This window comes from Acinetobacter sp. YH12099 (genome assembly GCF_013419195.1).
GTDB classification, from domain to species: domain Bacteria; phylum Pseudomonadota; class Gammaproteobacteria; order Pseudomonadales; family Moraxellaceae; genus Acinetobacter; species Acinetobacter towneri.
The window spans coordinates 14,846-35,325 of the sequence record NZ_VPAP01000025.1; the positions used below are offsets into that span (position 1 = coordinate 14,846).

Annotated in this window: 25 protein-coding genes; 16 read left to right on the forward strand and 9 right to left on the reverse strand. The window is 42.2% G+C overall.

What is annotated here, in order from left to right; genetic code table 11:
* Window positions 1-5: 5 nt before the first annotated feature.
* Window positions 6-1,070: an AraC family transcriptional regulator gene (locus FTU39_RS12015; RefSeq protein ID WP_131261958.1), complete on the reverse strand. Its 1,065-nt coding sequence runs from the start codon at window positions 1,068-1,070 to the stop codon at window positions 6-8.
* 132 nt (window positions 1,071-1,202) lie between these two features.
* Here FTU39_RS12015 and FTU39_RS12020 point away from each other — a divergent pair, with 132 nt between their 5' ends.
* A complete protein-coding gene (locus FTU39_RS12020) occupies window positions 1,203-2,078 on the forward strand; it encodes a metal-dependent hydrolase (RefSeq protein ID WP_131261957.1) in 876 nt (291 codons plus the stop codon).
* A 210-nt stretch (window positions 2,079-2,288) separates the two neighbouring features.
* Here FTU39_RS12020 and orn read toward each other — a convergent pair whose 3' ends face one another.
* Window positions 2,289-2,846, reverse strand: coding sequence for an oligoribonuclease (gene orn / locus FTU39_RS12025; protein WP_004976254.1), 558 nt, complete (start codon window positions 2,844-2,846; stop codon window positions 2,289-2,291).
* 124 nt (window positions 2,847-2,970) lie between these two features.
* Between orn and rsgA the strand changes: the two genes are divergently transcribed.
* From rsgA to secB, 4 genes are all read left to right on the forward strand, one after another.
* The gene (gene rsgA, locus FTU39_RS12030) at window positions 2,971-4,029 is read left to right on the forward strand and encodes a small ribosomal subunit biogenesis GTPase RsgA (RefSeq protein ID WP_154321039.1); all 1,059 of its coding nucleotides are present in this window, start codon (window positions 2,971-2,973) and stop codon (window positions 4,027-4,029) included.
* Window positions 4,030-4,123: 94 nt separating this feature from the next.
* The gene (locus FTU39_RS12035; RefSeq protein WP_004976250.1) at window positions 4,124-4,531 is read left to right on the forward strand and encodes a rhodanese-like domain-containing protein; all 408 of its coding nucleotides are present in this window, start codon (window positions 4,124-4,126) and stop codon (window positions 4,529-4,531) included.
* Window positions 4,532-4,564: 33 nt separating this feature from the next.
* Window positions 4,565-4,819, forward strand: a complete 255-nt coding sequence (gene grxC / locus FTU39_RS12040; RefSeq protein ID WP_004976247.1) for a glutaredoxin 3 — start codon at window positions 4,565-4,567, stop codon at window positions 4,817-4,819.
* A 34-nt stretch (window positions 4,820-4,853) separates the two neighbouring features.
* Window positions 4,854-5,312 (forward strand): protein-export chaperone SecB, encoded by a 459-nt coding sequence (secB, locus tag FTU39_RS12045; RefSeq protein ID WP_004976246.1) that lies wholly within the window; start codon window positions 4,854-4,856, stop codon window positions 5,310-5,312.
* Between the two features lie 77 nt (window positions 5,313-5,389).
* On the opposite strand, the gene coaBC is transcribed toward secB, so the two are convergent.
* The gene (gene coaBC / locus FTU39_RS12050) at window positions 5,390-6,664 is read right to left on the reverse strand and encodes a bifunctional phosphopantothenoylcysteine decarboxylase/phosphopantothenate--cysteine ligase CoaBC (RefSeq protein WP_131261956.1); all 1,275 of its coding nucleotides are present in this window, start codon (window positions 6,662-6,664) and stop codon (window positions 5,390-5,392) included.
* 113 nt (window positions 6,665-6,777) lie between these two features.
* Between coaBC and radC the strand changes: the two genes are divergently transcribed.
* Together radC and FTU39_RS12060 are read left to right on the forward strand one after the other, a co-directional pair.
* Window positions 6,778-7,476: a DNA repair protein RadC gene (gene radC / locus FTU39_RS12055; protein ID WP_180052230.1), complete on the forward strand. Its 699-nt coding sequence runs from the start codon at window positions 6,778-6,780 to the stop codon at window positions 7,474-7,476.
* A gap of 68 nt (window positions 7,477-7,544) precedes the next feature.
* Complete coding sequence (locus FTU39_RS12060; RefSeq protein ID WP_180052231.1) at window positions 7,545-8,453, forward strand: bestrophin family protein; 909 nt, start codon at window positions 7,545-7,547, stop codon at window positions 8,451-8,453.
* Between the two features lie 105 nt (window positions 8,454-8,558).
* On the opposite strand, the gene FTU39_RS12065 is transcribed toward FTU39_RS12060, so the two are convergent.
* On the reverse strand, window positions 8,559-9,413 hold the full coding sequence (locus FTU39_RS12065) for a PHP domain-containing protein (RefSeq protein WP_179994425.1): 855 nt from the start codon (window positions 9,411-9,413) through the stop codon (window positions 8,559-8,561).
* 45 nt (window positions 9,414-9,458) lie between these two features.
* On the opposite strand from FTU39_RS12065, the gene FTU39_RS12070 reads away from it, so the two are divergent.
* From FTU39_RS12070 to mnmC, 4 genes are read left to right on the forward strand one after another with little or no spacing between them, the layout of a single operon-like run.
* Window positions 9,459-10,070 (forward strand): inner membrane-spanning protein YciB, encoded by a 612-nt coding sequence (locus FTU39_RS12070; RefSeq protein ID WP_167845781.1) that lies wholly within the window; start codon window positions 9,459-9,461, stop codon window positions 10,068-10,070.
* 29 nt (window positions 10,071-10,099) lie between these two features.
* Entirely contained in the window at window positions 10,100-10,402 is a 303-nt protein-coding gene (locus tag FTU39_RS12075) for a YciI family protein (RefSeq protein WP_004976238.1), read from the forward strand.
* 5 nt (window positions 10,403-10,407) lie between these two features.
* On the forward strand, window positions 10,408-10,863 hold the full coding sequence (locus tag FTU39_RS12080) for a hypothetical protein (protein WP_004976237.1): 456 nt from the start codon (window positions 10,408-10,410) through the stop codon (window positions 10,861-10,863).
* Window positions 10,864-10,900: 37 nt separating this feature from the next.
* On the forward strand, window positions 10,901-12,802 hold the full coding sequence (mnmC, locus tag FTU39_RS12085) for an FAD-dependent 5-carboxymethylaminomethyl-2-thiouridine(34) oxidoreductase MnmC (RefSeq protein WP_179991585.1): 1,902 nt from the start codon (window positions 10,901-10,903) through the stop codon (window positions 12,800-12,802).
* A 79-nt stretch (window positions 12,803-12,881) separates the two neighbouring features.
* Here the strand turns inward: mnmC and FTU39_RS12090 are convergent, their stop codons facing one another.
* Complete coding sequence (locus FTU39_RS12090; protein ID WP_004976235.1) at window positions 12,882-13,196, reverse strand: rhodanese-like domain-containing protein; 315 nt, start codon at window positions 13,194-13,196, stop codon at window positions 12,882-12,884.
* 92 nt (window positions 13,197-13,288) lie between these two features.
* On the opposite strand from FTU39_RS12090, the gene FTU39_RS12095 reads away from it, so the two are divergent.
* Both FTU39_RS12095 and FTU39_RS12100 read left to right on the forward strand, forming a co-directional pair.
* Window positions 13,289-13,777, forward strand: coding sequence for a YajQ family cyclic di-GMP-binding protein (locus FTU39_RS12095; protein WP_004976234.1), 489 nt, complete (start codon window positions 13,289-13,291; stop codon window positions 13,775-13,777).
* Between the two features lie 12 nt (window positions 13,778-13,789).
* Window positions 13,790-14,299: a DUF4442 domain-containing protein gene (locus tag FTU39_RS12100; RefSeq protein WP_180052232.1), complete on the forward strand. Its 510-nt coding sequence runs from the start codon at window positions 13,790-13,792 to the stop codon at window positions 14,297-14,299.
* 77 nt (window positions 14,300-14,376) lie between these two features.
* On the opposite strand, the gene FTU39_RS12105 is transcribed toward FTU39_RS12100, so the two are convergent.
* From FTU39_RS12105 to FTU39_RS12115, 3 genes are all read right to left on the reverse strand, one after another.
* The gene (locus FTU39_RS12105; protein WP_228748483.1) at window positions 14,377-14,754 is read right to left on the reverse strand and encodes an acyl-CoA thioesterase; all 378 of its coding nucleotides are present in this window, start codon (window positions 14,752-14,754) and stop codon (window positions 14,377-14,379) included.
* Between the two features lie 96 nt (window positions 14,755-14,850).
* On the reverse strand, window positions 14,851-15,282 hold the full coding sequence (gene trxC, locus FTU39_RS12110; protein ID WP_104853053.1) for a thioredoxin TrxC: 432 nt from the start codon (window positions 15,280-15,282) through the stop codon (window positions 14,851-14,853).
* Window positions 15,279-16,178 (reverse strand): alpha/beta hydrolase, encoded by a 900-nt coding sequence (locus FTU39_RS12115; RefSeq protein WP_167845778.1) that lies wholly within the window; start codon window positions 16,176-16,178, stop codon window positions 15,279-15,281. Before FTU39_RS12115 ends, trxC begins: the two co-directional genes overlap by 4 nt.
* 123 nt (window positions 16,179-16,301) lie before the next feature.
* On the opposite strand from FTU39_RS12115, the gene FTU39_RS12120 reads away from it, so the two are divergent.
* Window positions 16,302-16,637, forward strand: a complete 336-nt coding sequence (locus FTU39_RS12120) for a TIGR01244 family sulfur transferase (protein WP_154321046.1) — start codon at window positions 16,302-16,304, stop codon at window positions 16,635-16,637.
* Window positions 16,630-17,049, forward strand: a complete 420-nt coding sequence (locus tag FTU39_RS12125) for a beta-lactamase hydrolase domain-containing protein (protein ID WP_180009230.1) — start codon at window positions 16,630-16,632, stop codon at window positions 17,047-17,049. Before FTU39_RS12120 ends, FTU39_RS12125 begins: the two co-directional genes overlap by 8 nt.
* A gap of 141 nt (window positions 17,050-17,190) precedes the next feature.
* Here the strand turns inward: FTU39_RS12125 and FTU39_RS12130 are convergent, their stop codons facing one another.
* Window positions 17,191-18,720: a hypothetical protein gene (locus tag FTU39_RS12130; protein WP_167845777.1), complete on the reverse strand. Its 1,530-nt coding sequence runs from the start codon at window positions 18,718-18,720 to the stop codon at window positions 17,191-17,193.
* Window positions 18,721-18,880: 160 nt separating this feature from the next.
* Between FTU39_RS12130 and FTU39_RS12135 the strand changes: the two genes are divergently transcribed.
* Window positions 18,881-20,260, forward strand: a complete 1,380-nt coding sequence (locus tag FTU39_RS12135) for a dihydrolipoyl dehydrogenase (RefSeq protein WP_179990513.1) — start codon at window positions 18,881-18,883, stop codon at window positions 20,258-20,260.
* The last annotated feature ends 220 nt before the right edge of the window (window positions 20,261-20,480 follow it).

The window sequence follows — 20,480 nt, forward strand, 5'->3', positions numbered from 1 at the left end:
ACTATTTATGGCGTATTTTGCTGTAGAGAAAGTGCATCCTCAGCTTGCTGCAACTGCTGTTTACGTTTTAGCAAGGTCTGTCCTGTACAGGCTTTATAGGCACGCGCCAAAGCCGATTGGTCTGAATAACCCAACAACTGTGCAATATCGCTTAGGCTCACATTTTGTCGCAGTAAGTTTTCACAGCGCTGCATCCGTTCTATTTCCAGAATCTGTTTAAAACCCGTACCTTCCTGTTTAAGCTGACGCTGTAACGTCCGCCCTGAACGAAATAAACGCTGTGCCACCCATTCAATGCTCGGCACTTGCTGTTCATAACGTAAATAATGCGCCACCTGCTCTTGGACTTGCTGCTGCACGGTTTCTAATTGTGGTTTTAACGCAATCGCATCTTCAGCTTGTTTGGTGAGTAAATGAATTAAAGAGGGGTCGGCTTGCTGTGGTTTTAAACTGAGGCTTTCTAAATTTAAAACAATTTGATATTCCGCTTGCTTAAATAAAACCTTACAACCATAAAACTTTTCATAATGCAGCATCGCCATACGCGGTGCATGGGCAAAATGAATCTCCCGTATCGGAGAGTGTTGAAAATCAAAAATTTGCATGGCCAATTGAGTCATACAGGCAAAAGTCATTTCATGAACCAAGCTGTATTTTTCATCCACCAATGGCCATGATAAATATAAAGCATCTGATTGTTGTTCCAGTCGCATTGGTACGGCTGCCGTACCATCCACCACCAAGCGACTAAAACGCATCATATATTGAATGGCTTCTGCAACACTGTTACTACGCGATGCCATATAGCCAAGCACGCCAAAATGTTCAGGCTGAATATAACGTGCCAATTCAAAAACGAGCGTTGGACAATCTAAAAACTGAATACTGTGTTGGATGATCTCGTTAAAAAACTGATAGGACGATTGGGTATCCATGGGCAATGCCAACACATGCTGTAACTGCTGCAATTGTGCAGGCGAAAATCCAAGCTGCTCAGGAACTCTGCCCTGTGCAGATAAATAGCGTAACCAAAGTTGATAATAACCATTCGGAATTTGAATTTCGCTCATGTGCTTGCTCATTTTGACATGCATCATTTTCTTTTGTCGCTTAATGTATAAAAACTGGCAAATACTGTCAAAACAAATCTGCCAAAGCCCGACATAATGCAAACAGGATTGACCAGAGTGAAATAAAATAAAATGAATGCACTTGTCCAATATCATGCTGCGCCCATAGTACGCAGCAATCTCGATTTTAAATTAGCCGATGTGCCGCGTTACTGGTTTGCAGGTGACCCGTTTTTAACCCGCATGTTTGATGCTTTGAGCCTGACTTTTCCTGATGGCGAGCGTTATTTCATTCAATCGGTACGTTTGTTCCGTGATCAAATTCAAGACCCTGACTTAAAACAGCGTGTTGCCGATTTTATTCGACAAGAAGCTCAGCACGGCATTGCACACGACAAAATGAATCAGGTCATGAAAGATCAAGGCATGCCTGTAGATCAGTTTATTCAGCGTCTAAACAAAGTGTTTAAGTTTGAACTGAAATATCGCTCGCCCCAATACAACATCGCCATGACAGCAGCTGCGGAACATTTAACCGCACTTATGGCAGAAACTTTTTATGGCGAAAAAGACACGCTGCAAGATGCACATCCTTATGTCCGTGCTTTATTTGCATGGCATGCGATTGAAGAAATGGAACATCGTGATGTGGCGTTTGATGTGATGCAACAGGTGGGCAATGTGCCTGAAGTGACTCGAAAAATGGCGTTGGTGCTGACCACAGGTTTAATGTTCGGATTTACCCTGTACCGCGCCAATGTCATGCTGAGATGCGATGGGTTTAATCGTACCCAGCGCCTTAAAATGAATGTACGTGGCTTGCAATGGCTGTTTGGCAAACAAGGGAAATTACGCAAAATGCAATCACAATATCGTGATTGGTTTAAACCTGACTTTCACCCTAGCCAACATCCAATCATCGCGCAATATGATGTCTGGCTTGAGACTTTGGCGCAAACAGGCGACCCAATTCAGGCAGGTGAAGCATTTTGGCAGGCAGGAAAATAAAGCTTTTGGTTTTGCTTGGCTTTTAACCAATGAACACCTAAGCATTGCTTAGCTTTATACAAACTTGCCTCTAATATCTTTATATAAAGTAAGGCATAAGGCAATGCTGAGTCATATCTTATTATTTCTTATTTATGAGTGACCAACACAGTTTAAGCGTAAGAGATCGCTGTTACTGTTACAGCTCCATCTCCTACGCAGAAAAAGGTTTTAGTCCTGATTCATAATAAAAAAGTATTGGCGATAATATTTCAGCTCAGCAATCGAATCACGAATATCATCCATCGCCAAATGCGACGCATTCTTTTTCAAACCGCTCATAATTTCTGGACGCCAGCGCTTTGCCAACTCTTTCACTGATGAAACATCCAAATTACGATAATGGAAGTACTGTTCCAATTCAGGCATTAAACGGTGTAAAAAACGGCGGTCTTGGCAAATTGAGTTGCCACACATTGGCGATGTTTTAGGATTGACCCATTTTTTTAGAAACTCAATGGTTTGCTGCTCTGCATCCTGCGCAGTGAGTTTGCTGCGACGCACACGCTCAATTAAGCCCGATTGTCCATGCTGACGTGTATTCCACTCATCCATGGCATTTAAAATACGATCAGGTTGATGCACAGCCAGCACAGGACCTTCTGCCAAAATATTTAAATGATCATCGGTCACAATGGTAGCCACTTCAATAATTTGGTCGTTATCGGTATCTAAACCTGTCATTTCCAAATCAATCCAAATGAGGCGAGTATCAGGCGTGCTGCTCATAAATGTGCAATCTTATTCGGCTTAAAAACAGCATAGTAGCAAATTTCTTGCTTCTTGGCTGTAACTGTGCCCCCGCTTCATGCTATTTTTGCCATCCTGAGTTCATGGTTTTTTTAGGATATGAATGGCTTTAATTCGTAAGCGTCGATTGACTGAACAACAGCAACGTCGAATTGAAAAACAACACAAGTCACGTCAGGCAGACATTGACACTTCACATGATTTAGAAGGCTTGGTGGTACAACACTATGGTCGTCAATTAGAAGTTCAGGCTTTATCTGTTCCTGAAATTCATCCTGAAAAACCGGTGGTGCACGCAGGTGAGCCAGAACCATTTTGGAAACCTATTGAAATGGGAAGTATTTGGCGCTGTCACACTCGTACCAATTTAGAATTATTGGTGACGGGAGATCGGGTCAAATGGCAGGCCGACCCAAATACAGGTTTAGGAATTATTACCGCGATTCATCCACGCCAATCTTTATTGACCCGACCTGATCGTTATCACAAAGTTAAACCTGTTGCCGCCAATATCAGTTTGATTGTGATTGTTTTTGCGCCTTTGCCTGAACCTGCACCGGGCTTGATTGACCGCTATTTGGTTGCTTGTGCCGATGCCGATATTCCCGCCTTATTGGTTTTAAACAAATCTGATTTACTCAAAGAAAACGACCCGATTTTAGACTTGCTTAAGGAATATCAAGACTTGGGGTATGAAGTCATGCAAACCCAGTCCGATGCGAATTTAGAGCATTTGGCGGCACGTTTGGCAGGTGAAACGGTGGCTTTTGTTGGACAATCGGGTGTGGGGAAAAGCTCGCTGATTAATGCCATCGTGCCTGAAGCGGCGCAAAAGACCAATATCATTTCAGAAAACTCAGCACTTGGACAACACACCACAACCTCTACCCGCTTAATTGGCTTTGGAGATGGTGCAGCCTTAATTGACTCACCGGGGATTCGTGAATTTGGTTTATGGCACTTAAGCCAAGATAAAATTCAAAATGGTTTTCCTGAAATTGAAAACCTGCTGGGGCATTGCCAATTCCGCAACTGTACCCATAAACATGAAAAGCAATGTGCGCTGCGACTGGCTGCTGCAGAAGGTGAAATATTATCGCGTCGTTTAGACAGTTATTTAAGACTGTGTGATGAAATTGCCGAAGCGCAACAAAAAAATTAATTTTATTATGGCGCTGCTCTTGAAGCGGTGTTTTTGATCGCCATATTTATACGCTATACTCTTGAACAATTTTGACATTGTAATTAGGTGACTTGTGGAACGTTGGTTCGAATTTATGGGGAATCATCCCTTCTTATTTGGGACGCTGGCTGTATTGGTAGTGTTGTTCTTTGTGTTAGAAGGTCAACGCAATGGTCGCAAAATTTCCCCACAATCTTTGGGTATTTTAGTCAAAGCTAAAAATGCCATGTTGATTGATTTACGTGATGCCAAAGATTTTCGTGAAGGTCATATCAGTGGTAGCCGCAATATTCCCTATAGCCAAATTACCAAGCATGTTGAAGAGTTAAAAACATCAGATCGTCCATTGGTCTTTATCTGTAACTTGGGTCAGGTTGCAGGCAGTGCTTTACAACAGGTCGCACATACCGATGCCTATCGTTTAGATGGCGGTATTAGCAACTGGAAAGCACAAGGTTTACCTTTAGTAAAAAGCAAATAGTTTTACCCAATATTTTTCGCAAGGAGAACAATCATGGCTGAAGTCACTATTTATTCAACGACTGTATGTCCATACTGCATTCGTGCAAAACAACTCCTTGAGCGTAAAGGCGTTGCCTATAAAGAAATTAATTTGTCGAATGAAGCGCCTGAAGTACGTGTTGAATTAATGCAACGCACCAATCATCGTACCGTTCCACAAATTTTCATCAATGACCAGTTTATTGGCGGCTTTGACCAATTATATGCGTTAGATCGCGAAGGCAAGCTCGATCAATTATTGGCATAAACATAACACGATAACCAACTCTTAAGGATTTAACATGAGTGAAGAACAACAAGCTCAACCACAATTGGCATTAGAGCGTATTTATACCAAAGACATTTCTTTTGAAGTTCCTGGGGCACAAGTATTTACCAAAGAATGGCAGCCTGAATTGAACATCAACCTGTCATCTTCTGCAGAAAAAATTGATCCAACCCACTTTGAAGTAGCATTAAAAGTTGTGGTTCAAGCCAACAACGCGGGCGATACTGCATTTATTGTTGATGTTACCCAAGCTGGTATTTTCCTGATTGATGGCGTTGAAGAAGAGCGTTTACCGTACATTCTTGGCGCATACTGCCCGAACATTTTGTTCCCATTCTTGCGTGAAGCAGTGAATGATATGGTTACCAAAGGCAGCTTCCCACAATTATTGTTAACGCCAATCAACTTCGATGCCGAGTTTGAAGCCAATATGCAACGTGCTCAAGCCGCTGCAGCTGAAGGTCAAGCTTAATTCGCGATTGGATATAAAAAAACCGCTGAAATTTCAGCGGTTTTTTATGTCATCCGTTTGCTGATGGACGATCAAAATTAAAAATCATCATCCTGAGATGGATCTCGATACAAGGCATCATGAATCGCTTCGACCAATTGCTGCGCAATTTCCTGTTTCGAGGCTTTTTCCAAATCGCGTTTTTCCATACGGTAGCTTTCGGCAAAAAATACCGTCATGGCATTTTCATCGGAAGCAAAACCAATATCGGCACGGGAAACGTCATTGCAGGCAATCATATCTAGCTTTTTCGCCACCAACTTGCCTGCTGCATACTCTTCTACATTGCGGGTTTCTGCAGCAAAGCCAACCATAAACGGACGTTTTTCCTGTTGTGCAATGGTCGCAACAATATCAGGGTTTTTGACCAACGCCACATTCAGCTCATCGCCTAATTTTTTAATTTTGTGTTCCGCTATTTCTGCCACGCGGTAATCTGCCACCGCGGCTGTAGCGATGAAAATATCACAGCCTTGTTCAAGCATCTGCAAACTGGTATCTAGCATTTGAATTGCAGAAGACACATTAATTCGCTGTACCCCATTTGGCGTATCTAAACTAACTGGGCCTGCAATAAGCGTGACTTTTGCCCCTGCTGCATAACAGGCTGCAGCCAAAGAAAAACCCATTTTGCCTGTACTATGGTTAGAAATATAACGCACAGGGTCTAAAGCTTCGCGGGTTGGGCCTGCTGTAATGGTGACATTTTTGCCTGCCAACATGCCAAATTTTTCCACCAAAGCACGCTGTGCCTGATGAAAATACTGCGTCACCTGATGCGCCAAATCTTCAGGTTCTGGCATACGCCCTAAACCAACATCTCCACAGGCTTGTTCGCCCGCATCGGGCATAATTACATGCACGCCATCTTCCACCAAAGTGGTTAAGTTACGCTGTGTGGCTTTGGCTGCCCACATTTGCTGATTCATGGCAGGTGCAACCCAAACTGGTGCACTGGTGGCTAAATATAAAGTACTGAGCAAATCATCGGCCAGACCTGCAGCAAATTTGGCTAAGGTGTCGCAACTGGCGGGCGCAACCAAAATTAAATCGGCCCACCGTGCCAATTCAATATGCCCCATGCCTGCTTCGGCTTCGGTATCTAATAATTCGGTATGTACTGGATTGCCTGACAGTGCTTGAAAGGTCAGCGGTGTAATAAAAGCTTGTGCCCCCTTGGTCATGACCACGCGAACACTAAACCCCGCATCCTTTAAACGACGCACTAAAATCGCACTTTTATAGGCCGCAATGCCGCCTGTCACAGCTAAAATAATATTTTTATGAGGGAGGACGCTTAAATCGAAGCTCACAAATAAGCCACCTTTTTGTTGCAGTGGCGCTCACAATAGCATTAAATAATGTCATTCCCAAGAGATCTGTTGGGATTTAAGTTTCAAATTTAGAATAAAAAAGTCAAATAACAATGCATTTATCTATTAAACATTGGCCTGAACAAGAACGGCCACGTGAGCGTCTGATTCAAAATGGTGCTGCAAGTTTGTCCGATGCCGAACTACTGGCTATTTTCCTGCGCTCAGGCTCGCAACAACATTCTGCGGTGGAGTTGGCACGATTGCTAATTCAGCATTTTGGCAATCTCACTACTTTACTCGATGCACCCATTGCCGAGTTGTGTCAATTTCACGGCATGGGTAACAGTAAATATTCACAGCTCATGGCAGTCAAAGAACTCGGACGGCGTTATGTGGCTGAACATTTAAAACAAGATGCGCTAGAGCTTAGCAACTCCAAACGTTTGATGGAGTATTTGCGTTTTGAACTTTTGGGCGAAACCCAAGAAGTGTTTGCGGTACTTTGTCTAGATGCCTGTTTACGCAAAATCAGCTTTAAAAAGTTATTTTATGGCGCAGTGAATTCGTGTGAAATTTCTATTAATCAATTGCTGCGTTTTGCAATTAGCCAACACGCTACGGCGATTGTGATTGCACACAATCATCCTTTCGGCTTACCACAACCTTCACCTGCAGATTTAATCCTGACGCAGCAGATTCAGCAAGCCTGTCAGTTGCTAGAGCTGCGTTTGATCGATCACTGTATCATCTCAAGTGAAGGTAATTTTTCCTTTGCCGAACAACAACTGCTTAAATTTGAGCACACTTAAAATTTGCATATTGACAAAGCCTGCACAAGCACAGAAGATCATCAAAAAATTGTGATGATTCTAATAAAATGATAGTCGATCAACCCAGTGTATTTAACTTACTGTTTTCTTGGCGGGGCACGATTTTACCGAAGGTCTTACCGCCTTTGGGCTTGGTGATGTTGATCTCCACCATTATTGGCGGTTTGTCTTATATTGGTTATTTTCATTTTCCAGAATTGCCTTTGGTTGGCTTTACTTTAATTGGGGTGGTGCTGTCGATTTTTTTGGGCTTTAAAAACTCTGCCTGTTATGACCGTTGGTGGGAGGCACGTAAACTTTGGGGCATGCTGATTGCCAACGCGCGCCACTTTGACCGCGACTGCCGTATACTTAGTCAAGCACGACGTGAACGCGTCATTCAGCACGTCATTGTATTTGCCAATGTCTTGCGCGACCGCCTGCGTCATCAAACTGCCAATCCAACCGAGTTAATTCAAACCAGTGGCATGAGTCAGCAAGTAATTACCCAACTGTATCAACAAGCCAATGCGCCGCAATACACGCTCAGTTTGATTCAATGGGAGTTAATGCAAGCACTTAAAGAGGGCGAAATTTCCGATATTATTTACACACAAATGAATCAACACGTCACAGAGCTGAGTTTGGTACTCACGGGTTGTGACCGTATTGCTACCACACCGCTCCCTTTTGCGTATTCAGTCCTACTTAACCGAACAGTGTACTTTTTCTGTTTTATGTTGCCCTTTAGTTTAGGGTCTACACTCGGATTGGCGACTCCGCTTTTGGTCGGTATTTTGGCTTATACTTTTTTAGGTCTGGATGCGCTCAGTTCTGAAATTGAAGAACCTTTTGGCACGCAAAGCAATGACTTACCTTTAGATGCCATGGTAAGAACCATTGAAATTGAATTATTGGGTACGTTGGGTAAACCAACGCCACCACCAATTCAGGCACAGGACAATAATTTGCTTTAGACCCTCTTCCCAACCTTCTCCCAGAGGGAGAAGGAGTTTTTATCCTTTCTAAATTTTAATAATGGATATCACATCTGCTTATATGAGAAGGTTGGGATGAGGGAGTTACTCAACAAAACTCTCCCAAATCCCAATTTGACCATCTTTCACCCGCGGAATATTGCCCAATTTAATCCACGGCATATTTTCACCATGAAAATCACTGCCGACAGATACTTTTAGACCATGTTCAGCAATCATGCGATCCACCATTTGACGGGTCGATGCAGGGTCAATATTAGGCGGCAATTCCACTGCATCACCCCCATATTTGGCAAAAATTTCAATTAAATAACGAATATTGGTCGCAGATAAATCATAACGGGTTGGATGCGCCAACACGGCAAAACCCTGACTGTCGTGAATCACCCGAATCGTATCTTCCAAACTCAAGCCATCAAATTTCACATAAGCCTTTTTGCCTTCTTTGATGTATTTATCAAATGCTTGCTGCACACGCGTTACAATGCCTTTTTCCTGTAAAGTTTTGGCAATGTGCGTACGGGTAATCCGATCTGCTACGCCTTCGACTCTAAGAAGTACATCATTATAAATATCTTGTCCAATCAGCGGAGTGAGTAAATCACAAATTTGTTTGGCACGTTCTGCACGAATTTGTTTTTGCTGTTCCAGCAGCGCCTGTAAAGGTGCAGGATTTTGCATGTTTAGCGCCACCACATGCACGCTATAGCTTTTTTTAGTGGCAGGACGTGACCATTGACTGGAAATTTCCACTCCCGAAATAATCTTTAAATCTTGCCCCTGAGCCGCTTGCTCTGCCAAAGCCAGCCCATCCATTGTGTCATGATCAGTCAATGCCAAGGTATGAATGCCCTGCTGAATTGCCGCAGACACCAATTCTCCAGGTGACAAAGTTCCATCAGAAATATTACTGTGTGTATGTAAATCTACGCCGTGCATCACTTATACTATGTCATTTATTTGATCAGATTTAGATACTCTAACATGAAAGCACTTTTAGACTTTGTGCCCCTCATTATTTTCTTTTATTTATACAAAACTGTAGATCCAAAAGACACTAATCATCAATTACTACAACTCATCGGCTCTGCAGGCGGTGTCGATAACAACCATATTTTGGTGGCCACCACAGGTCTGATCATCTCGATGTTAGTGGTGTACGGCGCATTGTTCATCATGCAAAAATTCCGTTTAGATAAACAACAGTGGATTGTGCTGTTTATGACCGTAATTTTTGGTGGCGTTACTTTAATGTTAAGCGATGACTTTTATATTCGCCTGAAAGCTGCCATTTTAAACATTGTATTTGCAGGTGCTTTTTTGCTATCACCATGGTTCAGCAAAGACCGTAAACCACTGATTCAACGCTTATTTGGGCCTGTGTTCAACTTGACCGAAGCTGGCTGGAAAAACCTGAATTATACTTGGGCAGCCATGTTTGCAGTCATGTCTTTCCTACACATATTTTTTGCATTTTTATTTATGGACGGAAAATATTGGGGCGAATTCACTGCTTTTGGTGACATGATTGTGATGTTTTCCTTTATCATTGTGCAGTTTATTGTATTGCGCAAATACTTTAAAACATCTGAATAATTTCTGATCTGCGATATTCGAGAGTAACTATGCCTTTATTTGTTCTGAGTTGTACTGACCGTGAAGGTACACTGGAAAAACGTCTTGCGACCCGTCCTGCACATCTTGCACGTTTGCAACAACTCGATGCCGAAGGTCGCTTAATTGTGGCGGGGGCAATGCCAAAAGACCCAAGCAATCCACAAGCAGGCTTTTATGGCAGCACCATGATTGTCGATTTTGACAGTCGTGAAGCACTCGATGCTTGGCTACAAGATGAACCTTTCTTAAAAGAAGGCGTATATAGCCACATTGACGTTAAGCCATTCAATAAAGCATTCCCTCAAGGATAAGCGCTATGCGTTTCGTTGTTGCCAGTGTTGTTGCTGTTCTGCTCAGTTCACCTGTATATGCAGTTGAGCCAGCCACAACCACACCTACTGCACCTGCTCCTGCTGCTGTGACCAACACGGCAGCTGTAGCAACAGCCAATGGGGTTACTCCTGCACAAGATAAGCCCCTGACTGCAGAACAAATTGCCAAAAATAAAGCCCTTCAGGAAGCTAAAACCAAAGCCTTGATTAAAGATCAGAGCACACGTTTGCAACAACTTGAACAGGCAAACCTCGATGCTTTGGCACAGAATCAGGAACTGCAACTTAAAAACGATAATTTAGGCGTGCAAGTTCAAGTACTGCAAAGTGAACGCAGTGCGCAAATGTTTTTATACGGTGCTGCAACACTCGCGGTTGGCGTATTGCTCGGCTTCTTAATTGCTAGCTATGTCTATACCAAACGTCGCCGCCAATGGTAAGGTGAGCATTCACCTCTTGATTTAAGGTACTCTGGTTTTGTTTCAGCCTATTCAAACTGCCGAGCTGGATTGGCAACTGGTCGATGGTATTGATGTGCCCATTTCCAAACAATTTGGCGATGTGTATTTCTCTAAAGACAACGGTTTATTAGAAACACGGCATGTGTTTTTACAGGGCAATGACTTACCCATCCGTTTAGCAGCGCTGAATGATTTTGAATATTTTTGTGTAGGCGAAACAGGCTTTGGTACAGGCTTAAATATTTTAGCGCTCTGGCAATTATGGCAACAGGTACGTCCCAATAATCGCAGCCATTTACACGCAATTTCTGTCGAAAAATTTCCACTTTGCAAAGCCGATCTTATACGTGCCTTAGCGGCTTGGCCCGAACTCAGTCATCTGTCTGAACAGCTGATTCAGCAATACCCTGCCGCTATTGCAGGCTGTCATCGTTTAAACTTTCCAGATGAACGCTTTAGCCTAGATTTATGGCTAGGCGATGCTCAGGAAGTTTTTCCTGTCATTGCTAAAACTGCTCCTGTCAATGCGTGGTTTTTAGATGGCTTTGCACCCGCCTGTAACCCCGATATGTGGCAGGAAACCGTGCTCAACCCGATTGTAGCACTGTCCGATTATGGCACGACTTTTGCCTCATTTAGTGTGGCAGGCGTACTCAAACGTGGCTTAAAACAACACGGTATTCACATCACCCGCCCACGCGGTTTTGGGCATAAACGGGAAATGCTGAAAGCCATCTGGCAAGCGCCTGAAATAGAGCCAATATCCGATCAGAACGAAACTCAAATTACAACAAATACCACAACAAGCAACCAACAGCGCCATATTGCGATCATAGGCGCAGGAATTGCGGGTTTAAGCTGTGCGTGGGCATTTTCCCAACGAGGGCATCAAGTCACGCTCTATGACCAAACAGCGCCACTTGCAGGCGGTTCTGGCAATCCTTTGGCACTCTTAAACCCAAAACTTTGCCCAATTCATCAAAGTGCTGATCATTTAATGACTTTGGCATGGCAACATGCTTTAAATCACTATGCCGCATTCAAAGCATTTCGTCCGTTGCAGATTCATCAACTGGCACTTAAACATGCCGATGAATTGCTGGATTTAGCCACACAATATCCAAAAGGTATTTTAGCAGCACAGAGTGCAACCGAACTTACGCCACAAAGCGACTTTGCCAGTTTAAACTTATTGCAAGCAGGAGCAGTTTCTCCACATCAACTGCGTGATGAAATTCTTGCGCATCCGCACATTCAGTTTCAGCAAGCTCAAATTAAACAAATCACCACGACAGCACAGCAACTGATCTTACACAGCGTAGATACTGAACTTGGAACATTTGATCATGTCATCGTCTGTGCAGCGCTGCAAAGCGGTGCTTTTTTTGAGCATTACCCTGTGCTTAAACCCATTCGTGGGCAAGTTAGCTGGGTAAATAATACAGATCAGGCTTTGCCATTATCACAAGCCTATAGCTATGGCGGCTATTGCATGCAGCTCAATGCCGATCAACTGATTTTAGGTGCATCGTTTTATCCAAATCGGGAAGATTGTGACGTCTTGGCAGAAGACCATGTGCATAACTACGAACTTATCCACAGTGTCTTTCCTGCGTATGCCGAAAACTTAGCACCCGTAGATACTTGGCAAGGTCGCGCTTCGCTACGCGCCCAAAGTAAGGATTATTTTCCCCTACTTGGCAAAATGCGTGATGATCAGGAAATTTACAGCTTTGCAGGACTCGGTTCTAAAGGCTTTTTATTTGCCCCGTTGTGCAGTGAAATACTGGCGGCACAAGTTTTAGCAGAAGCCTGCGCTGTACCTAAAAACTTAGTACAAAAACTGGCAGCTACACGTTTTCAGAAAAAGGTGAAAACCAAGAAGCCTTATTTTAAAGCTCCTCCACCTTCAAGCTAACGCTCGCTTAGAGAAAATAGAAATAAAACGATACCCAACAAAAAAGCGCCTTACGGCGCTTTCTTCATATTGATGATACTTAGTGACCTTGTTCCAAAGGCATGCCTGCGTCGCGCGCAGCACGTGTACCACCCATTAAAACAACATATTCACGTGAGCTGTCCAAACCTTCTAGTTTTTCCGCTGCACGTGGGGCTTTACTTCCGCCACCACATAAAATGTAAATGGGTTGATCCGCCGACACCTGAGTAAGACTCTCTGCTGATAGATCGTTAATTGGCTGATTCACAGCACCTTTAACATGAGCTTCTGCATAAGCACTTGCATCACGTACATCCCAGATAATCGCGTCAGCTGGGAACTCAAATGTTGTAATTTCTTGTTTACGGATCATTGCGCACTCCTTTGATGTAAAACAACACTTGGCAAATGAAGAAAACATCCCTAGCATCTCAGATATTGTTTCCATTTGCAAAGGTCTTCATTATGCCTTCTTTCGATATTGTTTCTGAATTAGAACTTTTTGAAGTGAATCATGCGGTTCAAAACACACAAAAAGAAATCGGTACTCGTTTCGATTTTCGTGGTCAGGATGTTTCTATCGACCTCAATGAAAAAAACAAAGAGATTAAAATCTCCACTGAAAGTGATTTCCAATGTGAGCAAGTGTATACCATGCTCGAAAATCACTTCTATAAGCGTAAAGTCGACATTCAGGCGCTTGACCCACAAAAAATGACCGCATCAGGTAAAAATGTGATTCAAGTGATCAAACTTAAAGATGGTCTTGACTCAGATACCGCAAAAAAAATTAACAAAGCCATTAAAGACAGTGGCATTAAAGTGCAATCTTCTATTCAGGGTGACAAAATTCGTGTGACCGACAAGAAACGCGACACATTGCAACAAGTAATGGCGTTCTTGAAAGAGCAACAATTTGGTCTGCCACTGCAATTTAACAACTTTAAAGATTAATTTGGGGATGTCATGACACCAACCAATCGCTTAAACAAACTGGTCAAAGCAACATCAAAATTGCCGAAAGGCATTCAAAGCCGCCTTTTGAGTCAAGCCTTTGGTCGTGTCGTGCCGATGGTGGGCACTGCGAAAATTCGCTATCAAGAAGTAACCCCATCGCAAGTGGTGGTCAGTCTTGCCAATCATAAAGCCATGCAAAACCATATTGGACAGGTACATGCCTGTGCTATGGCGCTGCTTGCCGAAACTGCTACAGGTTTTGTGACTGCTATGAATGTACCTGATAGTGCCATTGTGCTGATTAAAAGCCTGAAAGTGGACTTTAAACGTCCAACTCAAGGTGCAATGACAGCCATTGCCACACTCAGCCCAGAACAGCAACAACTCATGCACAGCACCGACAAAGGCGAAACACTGGTCAATGTCAGTGTGATTGATGAATCAGGCGAAGCCCCGATTCAGTGTGAAATGTTGTGGGCATGGGTGTCAAAAGCACATTTAAAGCAAAAACAAGATTGATACTTGTTTCTCTCCAAAAAAAATCCCAGCTACTGTGCTGGGATTTTTTTCATTACGATGTTTGACTAGCTTGATACTTATGATGCTTGACTAGCCTGAGCTTCTAAAAACTTCTGTTTGGCTTCTTCAGGAATCTGACGTTTTGAGCCTTTGACATCAACCGCAACAAAGGTAAATACCCCTTCGGTAACACGCACAGCTTCACGTGAATCATCATGGCTGTCCCACACTTCAATTTGCATTTGAATTGAAGTATTGCCCACTTTCAAAATTTTGGTGTAGCAACTGATCACATCGCCCACTTTTACAGGCACCAAAAAAGTCATTTGGTTAATGGAAATCGTGGCACAACGTCCTTTACTAAAACGCTCGGCATGAATCGCACCAGCCAAATCCATCTGTGAAACGATCCAGCCTCCAAAGACATCTCCACTCCAGTTGGTATCTGCTGGCATGGCAATTGTTTGTAGGGAAAGCACTCCCTCTGGTTTTACATGAGAATCTGACACGTTCACTCCGGACATTTGCATTAAATTAGCACGAACAGTGCATTAAGACTGGGCATTGAGTTGCTGATCCAACCACTGTTGTAATTCAGTCGCTCGTAGCGCGCCGCTTATTCTAGCAATTTCATTGCTTTTATTCATCAATACCAGTGTTGGAATACTGCGCACATGGAATGCACTGCTTAAGCGTGGATTGGCCTCGGTATCAATTTTGGCAAACACCACCTGCGGATTCTGCTTGGCAACTGTTGCAAAATGTGGTGCCATCATCTTGCAAGGACCACACCAGTCCGCCCAAAGATCAATCAGAATAGGTAAATCGCTATTTTGAATAAAATTACTGAAATTTTGCTCATTCAATTCAATGGGTGCAAGTGGAATCAGCGCTTGATGACACTGCCCACATGCAGGATTTGCAGATAATTTATCTTCAGGTACACGGTTTTTTGCACCGCATTCAGGGCATACAATAATCATTTACTGACTCCAAACAGTTGCTGTAAAAACTCTAATTGGGTCTGAATCGCTTTTTTAAACCATTCTCCATGATAAATATCGAAATGTTGCATATCCCACTCCTCATATTGCACATAAGGTGCAATATTGGTGGCCGCTTCACGACTCGACTCAATTGGAATCAGGCTGTCACGCTGCGCAGCAATAAATAACACAGGAATGTTGATTTGCCGCACTTCTTGAATGGGACGATAACGAATCAAATTAAAAAATACCCGCGCAGGAATTTCCCCACTCCAGTAATAGTCGGGGTTCACAATGGACATATAACCTGCATAACTGTCTGCAGTCGGTAAAAAACACAGTTCTTTTTGCGCCACCACTGCCAGTGTTTTAGGTGACATCCCCACCTTTGCTCCCATATAGTCCTGACTGGAAATTTTTAGGGCTTTCGGAAGTTGCTGCAAAGGATATAACTTGGCACTTTCCGCACCATCTACAAAAGGCACTTGTACCATGACCGCGGCAATATTGTGTAAGCGTGAGGCCAAACTCAGCACATATCCGCCACTCAGAGAAGTTCCCCACAGAATCATGCGTTTGGCATCAATCGACTTACGTTCCGCGATATGTGAAATCATGCTGCGCCAGTCATCTAACTGCGCCTCTATGGATACCAACTCACGTGGACGCCCCGTACTCCCGCCCCAATAGCGATAATCGAATAGCACCACGGCATAGCCTGCCTGAGCAAAATATTGTGCGTATTGCACCAATTTAAAATGACGCAAGGCCGCCAGACCATGCGCCATCAGAATTACCGCGGGTTTTTCTATAGATTTAGGGCGATAAAAGTCTGCAGCAATCACCTCGTGATCACTTTTGACATATAAAGGCTCGACCGTATAGGAATGCATAAGCGCTCCATTGCGTTATTTTATCGTTATCGTCGTTATAAATATTTCAGAACATTCTGCTCTTGAATCTACTTAATGCTATCATAAAGCATATTGTCATGAATAAAATGATGGAGTATTCCCATGTCTGAACAAGTCGGTTTTGCGGGTCAAATTGGTCCTGAGCATGTAACTCAGGTACTTGAGAAAGGCTTTAAGTCAATTATTAATAACCGCCCAGATATGGAAGGTGGTGCCGAGCAACCAACCAGTGCGCAAATTGAAGAAGCTGCACGTGCAGCAGGCTTAGATTATGTCTTTCAACCTGTGGTGTCTGGTCAAATTACTGAAGTCGATGTGCGTACTTTTGCCAATCACTATAACGAATTGCCAAAACCTATCCTGATGTTCTGTCGTACTGGAAACCGCTCAAACAACTTATTTCAGTTAGCTAAACAAATGGATTTGTTGGATGACTAAACACATCCTCAAACATGTGTTTTGCTGTATTCTGATCTGCAGCAGTATCTCGTTGAGTTACGCAAACAATACACAGATGCTAACAAATAAAGTCAGCGTTGCAGGTCAGATGAATGCTGCCAAATTTTCACAGTTGATGCGGCAAGGTTTTAAATCTGTGATTGTGAACCGCCCCGATCAAGAGATTGGCAATGCGGTCAAAGTCAGTGAATTACGCAATATTGCAGAAAAATCTCAGGTCAGCGTGATTTATCAACCCGTTAGTAGCGGTAAAATTTCTCCAACAGATATTCTTGAATTTGCCAAATATTATAATGAGCTCCCAAAACCCATTCTGATGATTTGTCGTAGTGGTGCTCGTTCCAGTGCTTTATTTCATCAAGCAAAATCTCAAGGTTTGTTGCATGAGTAAAATTTTATTGGTGGTGATGTGTGTCTTGGCGCTGAGTGCTTGTAATTCGATGCAAGTTCATCCGACTGTAGGTGTGAGTGTGGGGACTTCAATTTAATTACTAAAGTACCCTCATAAAAAACAGCGCCGAAGCGCTGTTTTTTAATTTGCATCAAAACAATCATCTGATATACCAAATGGACTAATGATGTTTGGTCCTGTCCCAGTTTGATCATTATAATCTGTTTCACGTACTGGTAATTGAAAATCGAAAGTCTTGCCGAAAGGAATAGACTGATTCTCCATACGTGCACTTAGACTTAAGTATAACCATTTTGAATATTTTTGATCATAGATAAGATTAATAGTTGCTTTACCATCAGCATCAGTTTTCACTTTAATAAATGATAATGTAGAGTTGGTCGCTCCTTCGTTGTTCAAATATACAACATTATTCACATCAACACTTGCAAGTTTTAGTTTTTCAGAAACTAAAGCTGCGTATGTAATTGAATTACCATTCCAATCCAAACCCGTCTCATTTTTGACCGGTGAATTGTTTAATGTACAAATAGCTGAGCTTAATGGATAAAGGCCAATATTATTTGAAAAATAGTATTTCCCTTTACTATACTGGATAGCACGAGATGAAATCGTTACATCTTGATTAGCATTATCTATACCCAAATCCAAATGAACGTCTTGGATATATTTCCCACTATTAGCACTCAATGCACCAAGAGAAATACCCGAACTATCACCACCATACAAATTTTCATCTATATATTTGACTAAATCTATAGTTTTAATTTGTTCGCTTGTCACAACTCCTGATTCAACAACTTGAACTTTAAATTTCAATCCTTGAGCCAACATAATTGATATTTGCTGTTCAGTTAAATTTAATGGCTTTGAACTTATAGTAAATGCAACATATCCTTCATCATTAGTTGAAGCTACCGAAGTACTTGAAATTTCGAGCTGACCATTAAATGAATTTTCAAGAGAAATCTGTACTGGTTTATTATTTACAGAATCAGTTTCATTAATTGCCTTAAGTCTAATCTGCACAGCAATCTTATCACCAACAACTGCAAGTGCCTGCTTGTCGGTTAAAATACTCCAATCATATTTGTTCGGTATTTCAACGACTTCTTTTTCTGGATCATAAGCCGAAATAAGATGAGGTTCTGAAGCTAAAGTATTACCTTTATCATCCTTAACAGATACCTTAACGTTTACACCTTTCAAGATTTCATTAATCGTGGATTCATCCAATCCCGCATCAACTTTAACATTAAATCGTGCAATACCCTGTCCATCAGTTTTGATTCCTGCGGATTCACCCTCTACCTCCTCACTTGATGGAATGTACTCAATCGCAGCTTTATTCTTTAATACATCTGTAGATTCAACTATTAAAGCAACATTAGGTAAAATAGCCCCATCATTCATTACACGTACAGACACTGTAAAAGTATCTCCACGCGCATTAAGTTTTTCTACTATTGGAAGATACTGAATTTGAATATTTTTAAACAGGTTTTCCTCTTGTGTGCCAGTTCCAGTTCCTGCGGTAGGAGCACTAACACCTTTATTATAGTACCCATCACTTCCACCGCCACCACAGCCAGCCAATAAAACTGCTAAAGCCACAGCCGAAAATTTCAAACTAATTTCTTTCTTTTTCATTGAGTTATTCCCCAAATCCCTCTAAAACTATGAGTTAATCAAACATATAATTAATATTGTCAGATATGTAACCATAGTTACTGCTTTATGTAAATAAAAGCATGATAAATGTTTTGCTTGTGTTAGCCTAAATTTATTTATTACATGAAGTAGCTCACAAATGTACGACCTCATTATTATTGGTGCAGGTACCGCAGGCATTAGCGCCTATAAAGAAGCAATTAAATACACCCAAAACCTACTCATCATCAATCACGGTCCATGGGACACCACCTGTGCCCGTGTTGGTTGTATGCCTAGCAAAGTCCTCATCTCTAGTGCCAATCGCATGCACGACATTCAACATGCACAAGAAGTTGCACTCACGGTAGATGCAAAAATTGATACATCCCAAATCATGACGCACGTACGTCAATTACGTGATCGTTTTACCCGTGCCACACAAAAAGATGTAGATCGCTGGGAAGCATCCCATAAGATTTCAGGCTTTGCGACTTTTATTGATGCCCATACAATTCAAGTGAATGGACAACAATATCACGCAAAAGCTTTTATTGTTGCAGTCGGTTCTACTCCTGCTTATGACCAAGCCTGGAAAGAAAACTTAGGCGAACGCTTAATCACATCAGATCAAATTTTTGAATTAGAGCACTTACCGCAATCTTTGACCGTCATTGGCAGTGGTGTAATTGCAATCGAATTAGCTCAAGCTATGCAACGCTTAGGGGTAGAGACCACTATTTTTGCACGTAGTCGTAAAGTTGGTTCACTCAGCAGCCCAGAACTACAAACCATTGCACAAAATACACTTAGTCAAGAATTGAATATCAAATTTGAAACCTTGCCAACACAACTACAAAGAACAGAACAAGGCGTGCAAATTGAATATCAAGAAGATGGACAAACACAGAGCTTAACTGCCGATTATGTATTGGTTGCCACGGGTAGACGCAGCTATTTAGATCAGCTTCAACTTGAAAATATTGATACGAGTTTTAACAACATCAAACAGCTCCCAATTGATGCACACACCAAACAACTCGGACGGCATGCTATTTTTATTGTGGGTGATGCACACACTAACACCCCCATTCAACATGAAGCAGCACATGAAGGACGTCTAGCTGTACATAATTGCTTAAACTTTCCAAACATTGAAAATATTAAAACATTAACACCTATGGGTATTGTGTTTAGCTCACCTGAAATGGCATCTGTAGGACAAAACTATAAACAACTGAAAGAGCAAAATATTGCATTTACGACAGGCTTTGTTTCTTATGAAAAACAAGGTCGCGCTTTGGTGCTGGGAAAAAATAAAGGTGCGATTGAAGTTTATATTAATAATAAAAGTCAAAAGTTATTAGGTGCTGAATTATTTGTGGATGCTGCTGAGCACATGGCGCACTTATTGGCTTGGATGATTGATGAAGAACTCACACTTGAGGATATTTTAGATAAACCGTTCTACCATCCAACACTAGAAGAGGGTTTAAGAACAGCACTTAAACATGCACGTCGACAACTACGTGAAATCTAATCAAATTTAGAAAGTATGCTTACTCTTTAAAACCATCCCCTGATGGTTTTATTTTGCCTTCACTTTTTATAGTTTTTAATATTTTCTTTCTCCCATAAAAAAACACCCCCAACGCTAGTTGAGGGTGTTTGAATAATGAGCTGGCGATGACTTACTCTCACATGGGTAACCCCACACTACCATCAGCGCGAAGAGGTTTCACTTCTGAGTTCGGGAAGGG

Bases quoted from the DNA above. Each gene is read 5' to 3' on its own strand.
- FTU39_RS12015 (WP_131261958.1), bottom strand. From the start codon at position 1,070: ATGAGCGAAATTCAAATTCCGAATGGTTATTATCAACTTTGGTTACGC.
- FTU39_RS12080 (WP_004976237.1), top strand. From the start codon at position 10,408: ATGCGTTTCGTTGTTGCCAGTGTTGTTGCTGTTCTGCTCAGTTCACCT.
- FTU39_RS12125 (WP_180009230.1), top strand. From the start codon at position 16,630: ATGACTAAACACATCCTCAAACATGTGTTTTGCTGTATTCTGATCTGC.
- FTU39_RS12115 (WP_167845778.1), bottom strand. From the start codon at position 16,178: ATGCATTCCTATACGGTCGAGCCTTTATATGTCAAAAGTGATCACGAG.
- secB (WP_004976246.1), top strand. From the start codon at position 4,854: ATGAGTGAAGAACAACAAGCTCAACCACAATTGGCATTAGAGCGTATT.
- trxC (WP_104853053.1), bottom strand. From the start codon at position 15,282: ATGATTATTGTATGCCCTGAATGCGGTGCAAAAAACCGTGTACCTGAA.
- FTU39_RS12095 (WP_004976234.1), top strand. From the start codon at position 13,289: ATGCCTTCTTTCGATATTGTTTCTGAATTAGAACTTTTTGAAGTGAAT.
- FTU39_RS12075 (WP_004976238.1), top strand. From the start codon at position 10,100: ATGCCTTTATTTGTTCTGAGTTGTACTGACCGTGAAGGTACACTGGAA.
- grxC (WP_004976247.1), top strand. From the start codon at position 4,565: ATGGCTGAAGTCACTATTTATTCAACGACTGTATGTCCATACTGCATT.
- rsgA (WP_154321039.1), top strand. From the start codon at position 2,971: ATGGCTTTAATTCGTAAGCGTCGATTGACTGAACAACAGCAACGTCGA.
- orn (WP_004976254.1), bottom strand. From the start codon at position 2,846: ATGAGCAGCACGCCTGATACTCGCCTCATTTGGATTGATTTGGAAATG.
- FTU39_RS12065 (WP_179994425.1), bottom strand. From the start codon at position 9,413: ATGCACGGCGTAGATTTACATACACACAGTAATATTTCTGATGGAACT.
- radC (WP_180052230.1), top strand. From the start codon at position 6,778: ATGCATTTATCTATTAAACATTGGCCTGAACAAGAACGGCCACGTGAG.
- FTU39_RS12070 (WP_167845781.1), top strand. From the start codon at position 9,459: ATGAAAGCACTTTTAGACTTTGTGCCCCTCATTATTTTCTTTTATTTA.
- FTU39_RS12060 (WP_180052231.1), top strand. From the start codon at position 7,545: ATGATAGTCGATCAACCCAGTGTATTTAACTTACTGTTTTCTTGGCGG.
- FTU39_RS12105 (WP_228748483.1), bottom strand. From the start codon at position 14,754: ATGCCAGCAGATACCAACTGGAGTGGAGATGTCTTTGGAGGCTGGATC.
- FTU39_RS12090 (WP_004976235.1), bottom strand. From the start codon at position 13,196: ATGATCCGTAAACAAGAAATTACAACATTTGAGTTCCCAGCTGACGCG.
- FTU39_RS12135 (WP_179990513.1), top strand. From the start codon at position 18,881: ATGTACGACCTCATTATTATTGGTGCAGGTACCGCAGGCATTAGCGCC.
- FTU39_RS12120 (WP_154321046.1), top strand. From the start codon at position 16,302: ATGTCTGAACAAGTCGGTTTTGCGGGTCAAATTGGTCCTGAGCATGTA.
- FTU39_RS12020 (WP_131261957.1), top strand. From the start codon at position 1,203: ATGAATGCACTTGTCCAATATCATGCTGCGCCCATAGTACGCAGCAAT.
- FTU39_RS12130 (WP_167845777.1), bottom strand. From the start codon at position 18,720: ATGAAAAAGAAAGAAATTAGTTTGAAATTTTCGGCTGTGGCTTTAGCA.
- FTU39_RS12100 (WP_180052232.1), top strand. From the start codon at position 13,790: ATGACACCAACCAATCGCTTAAACAAACTGGTCAAAGCAACATCAAAA.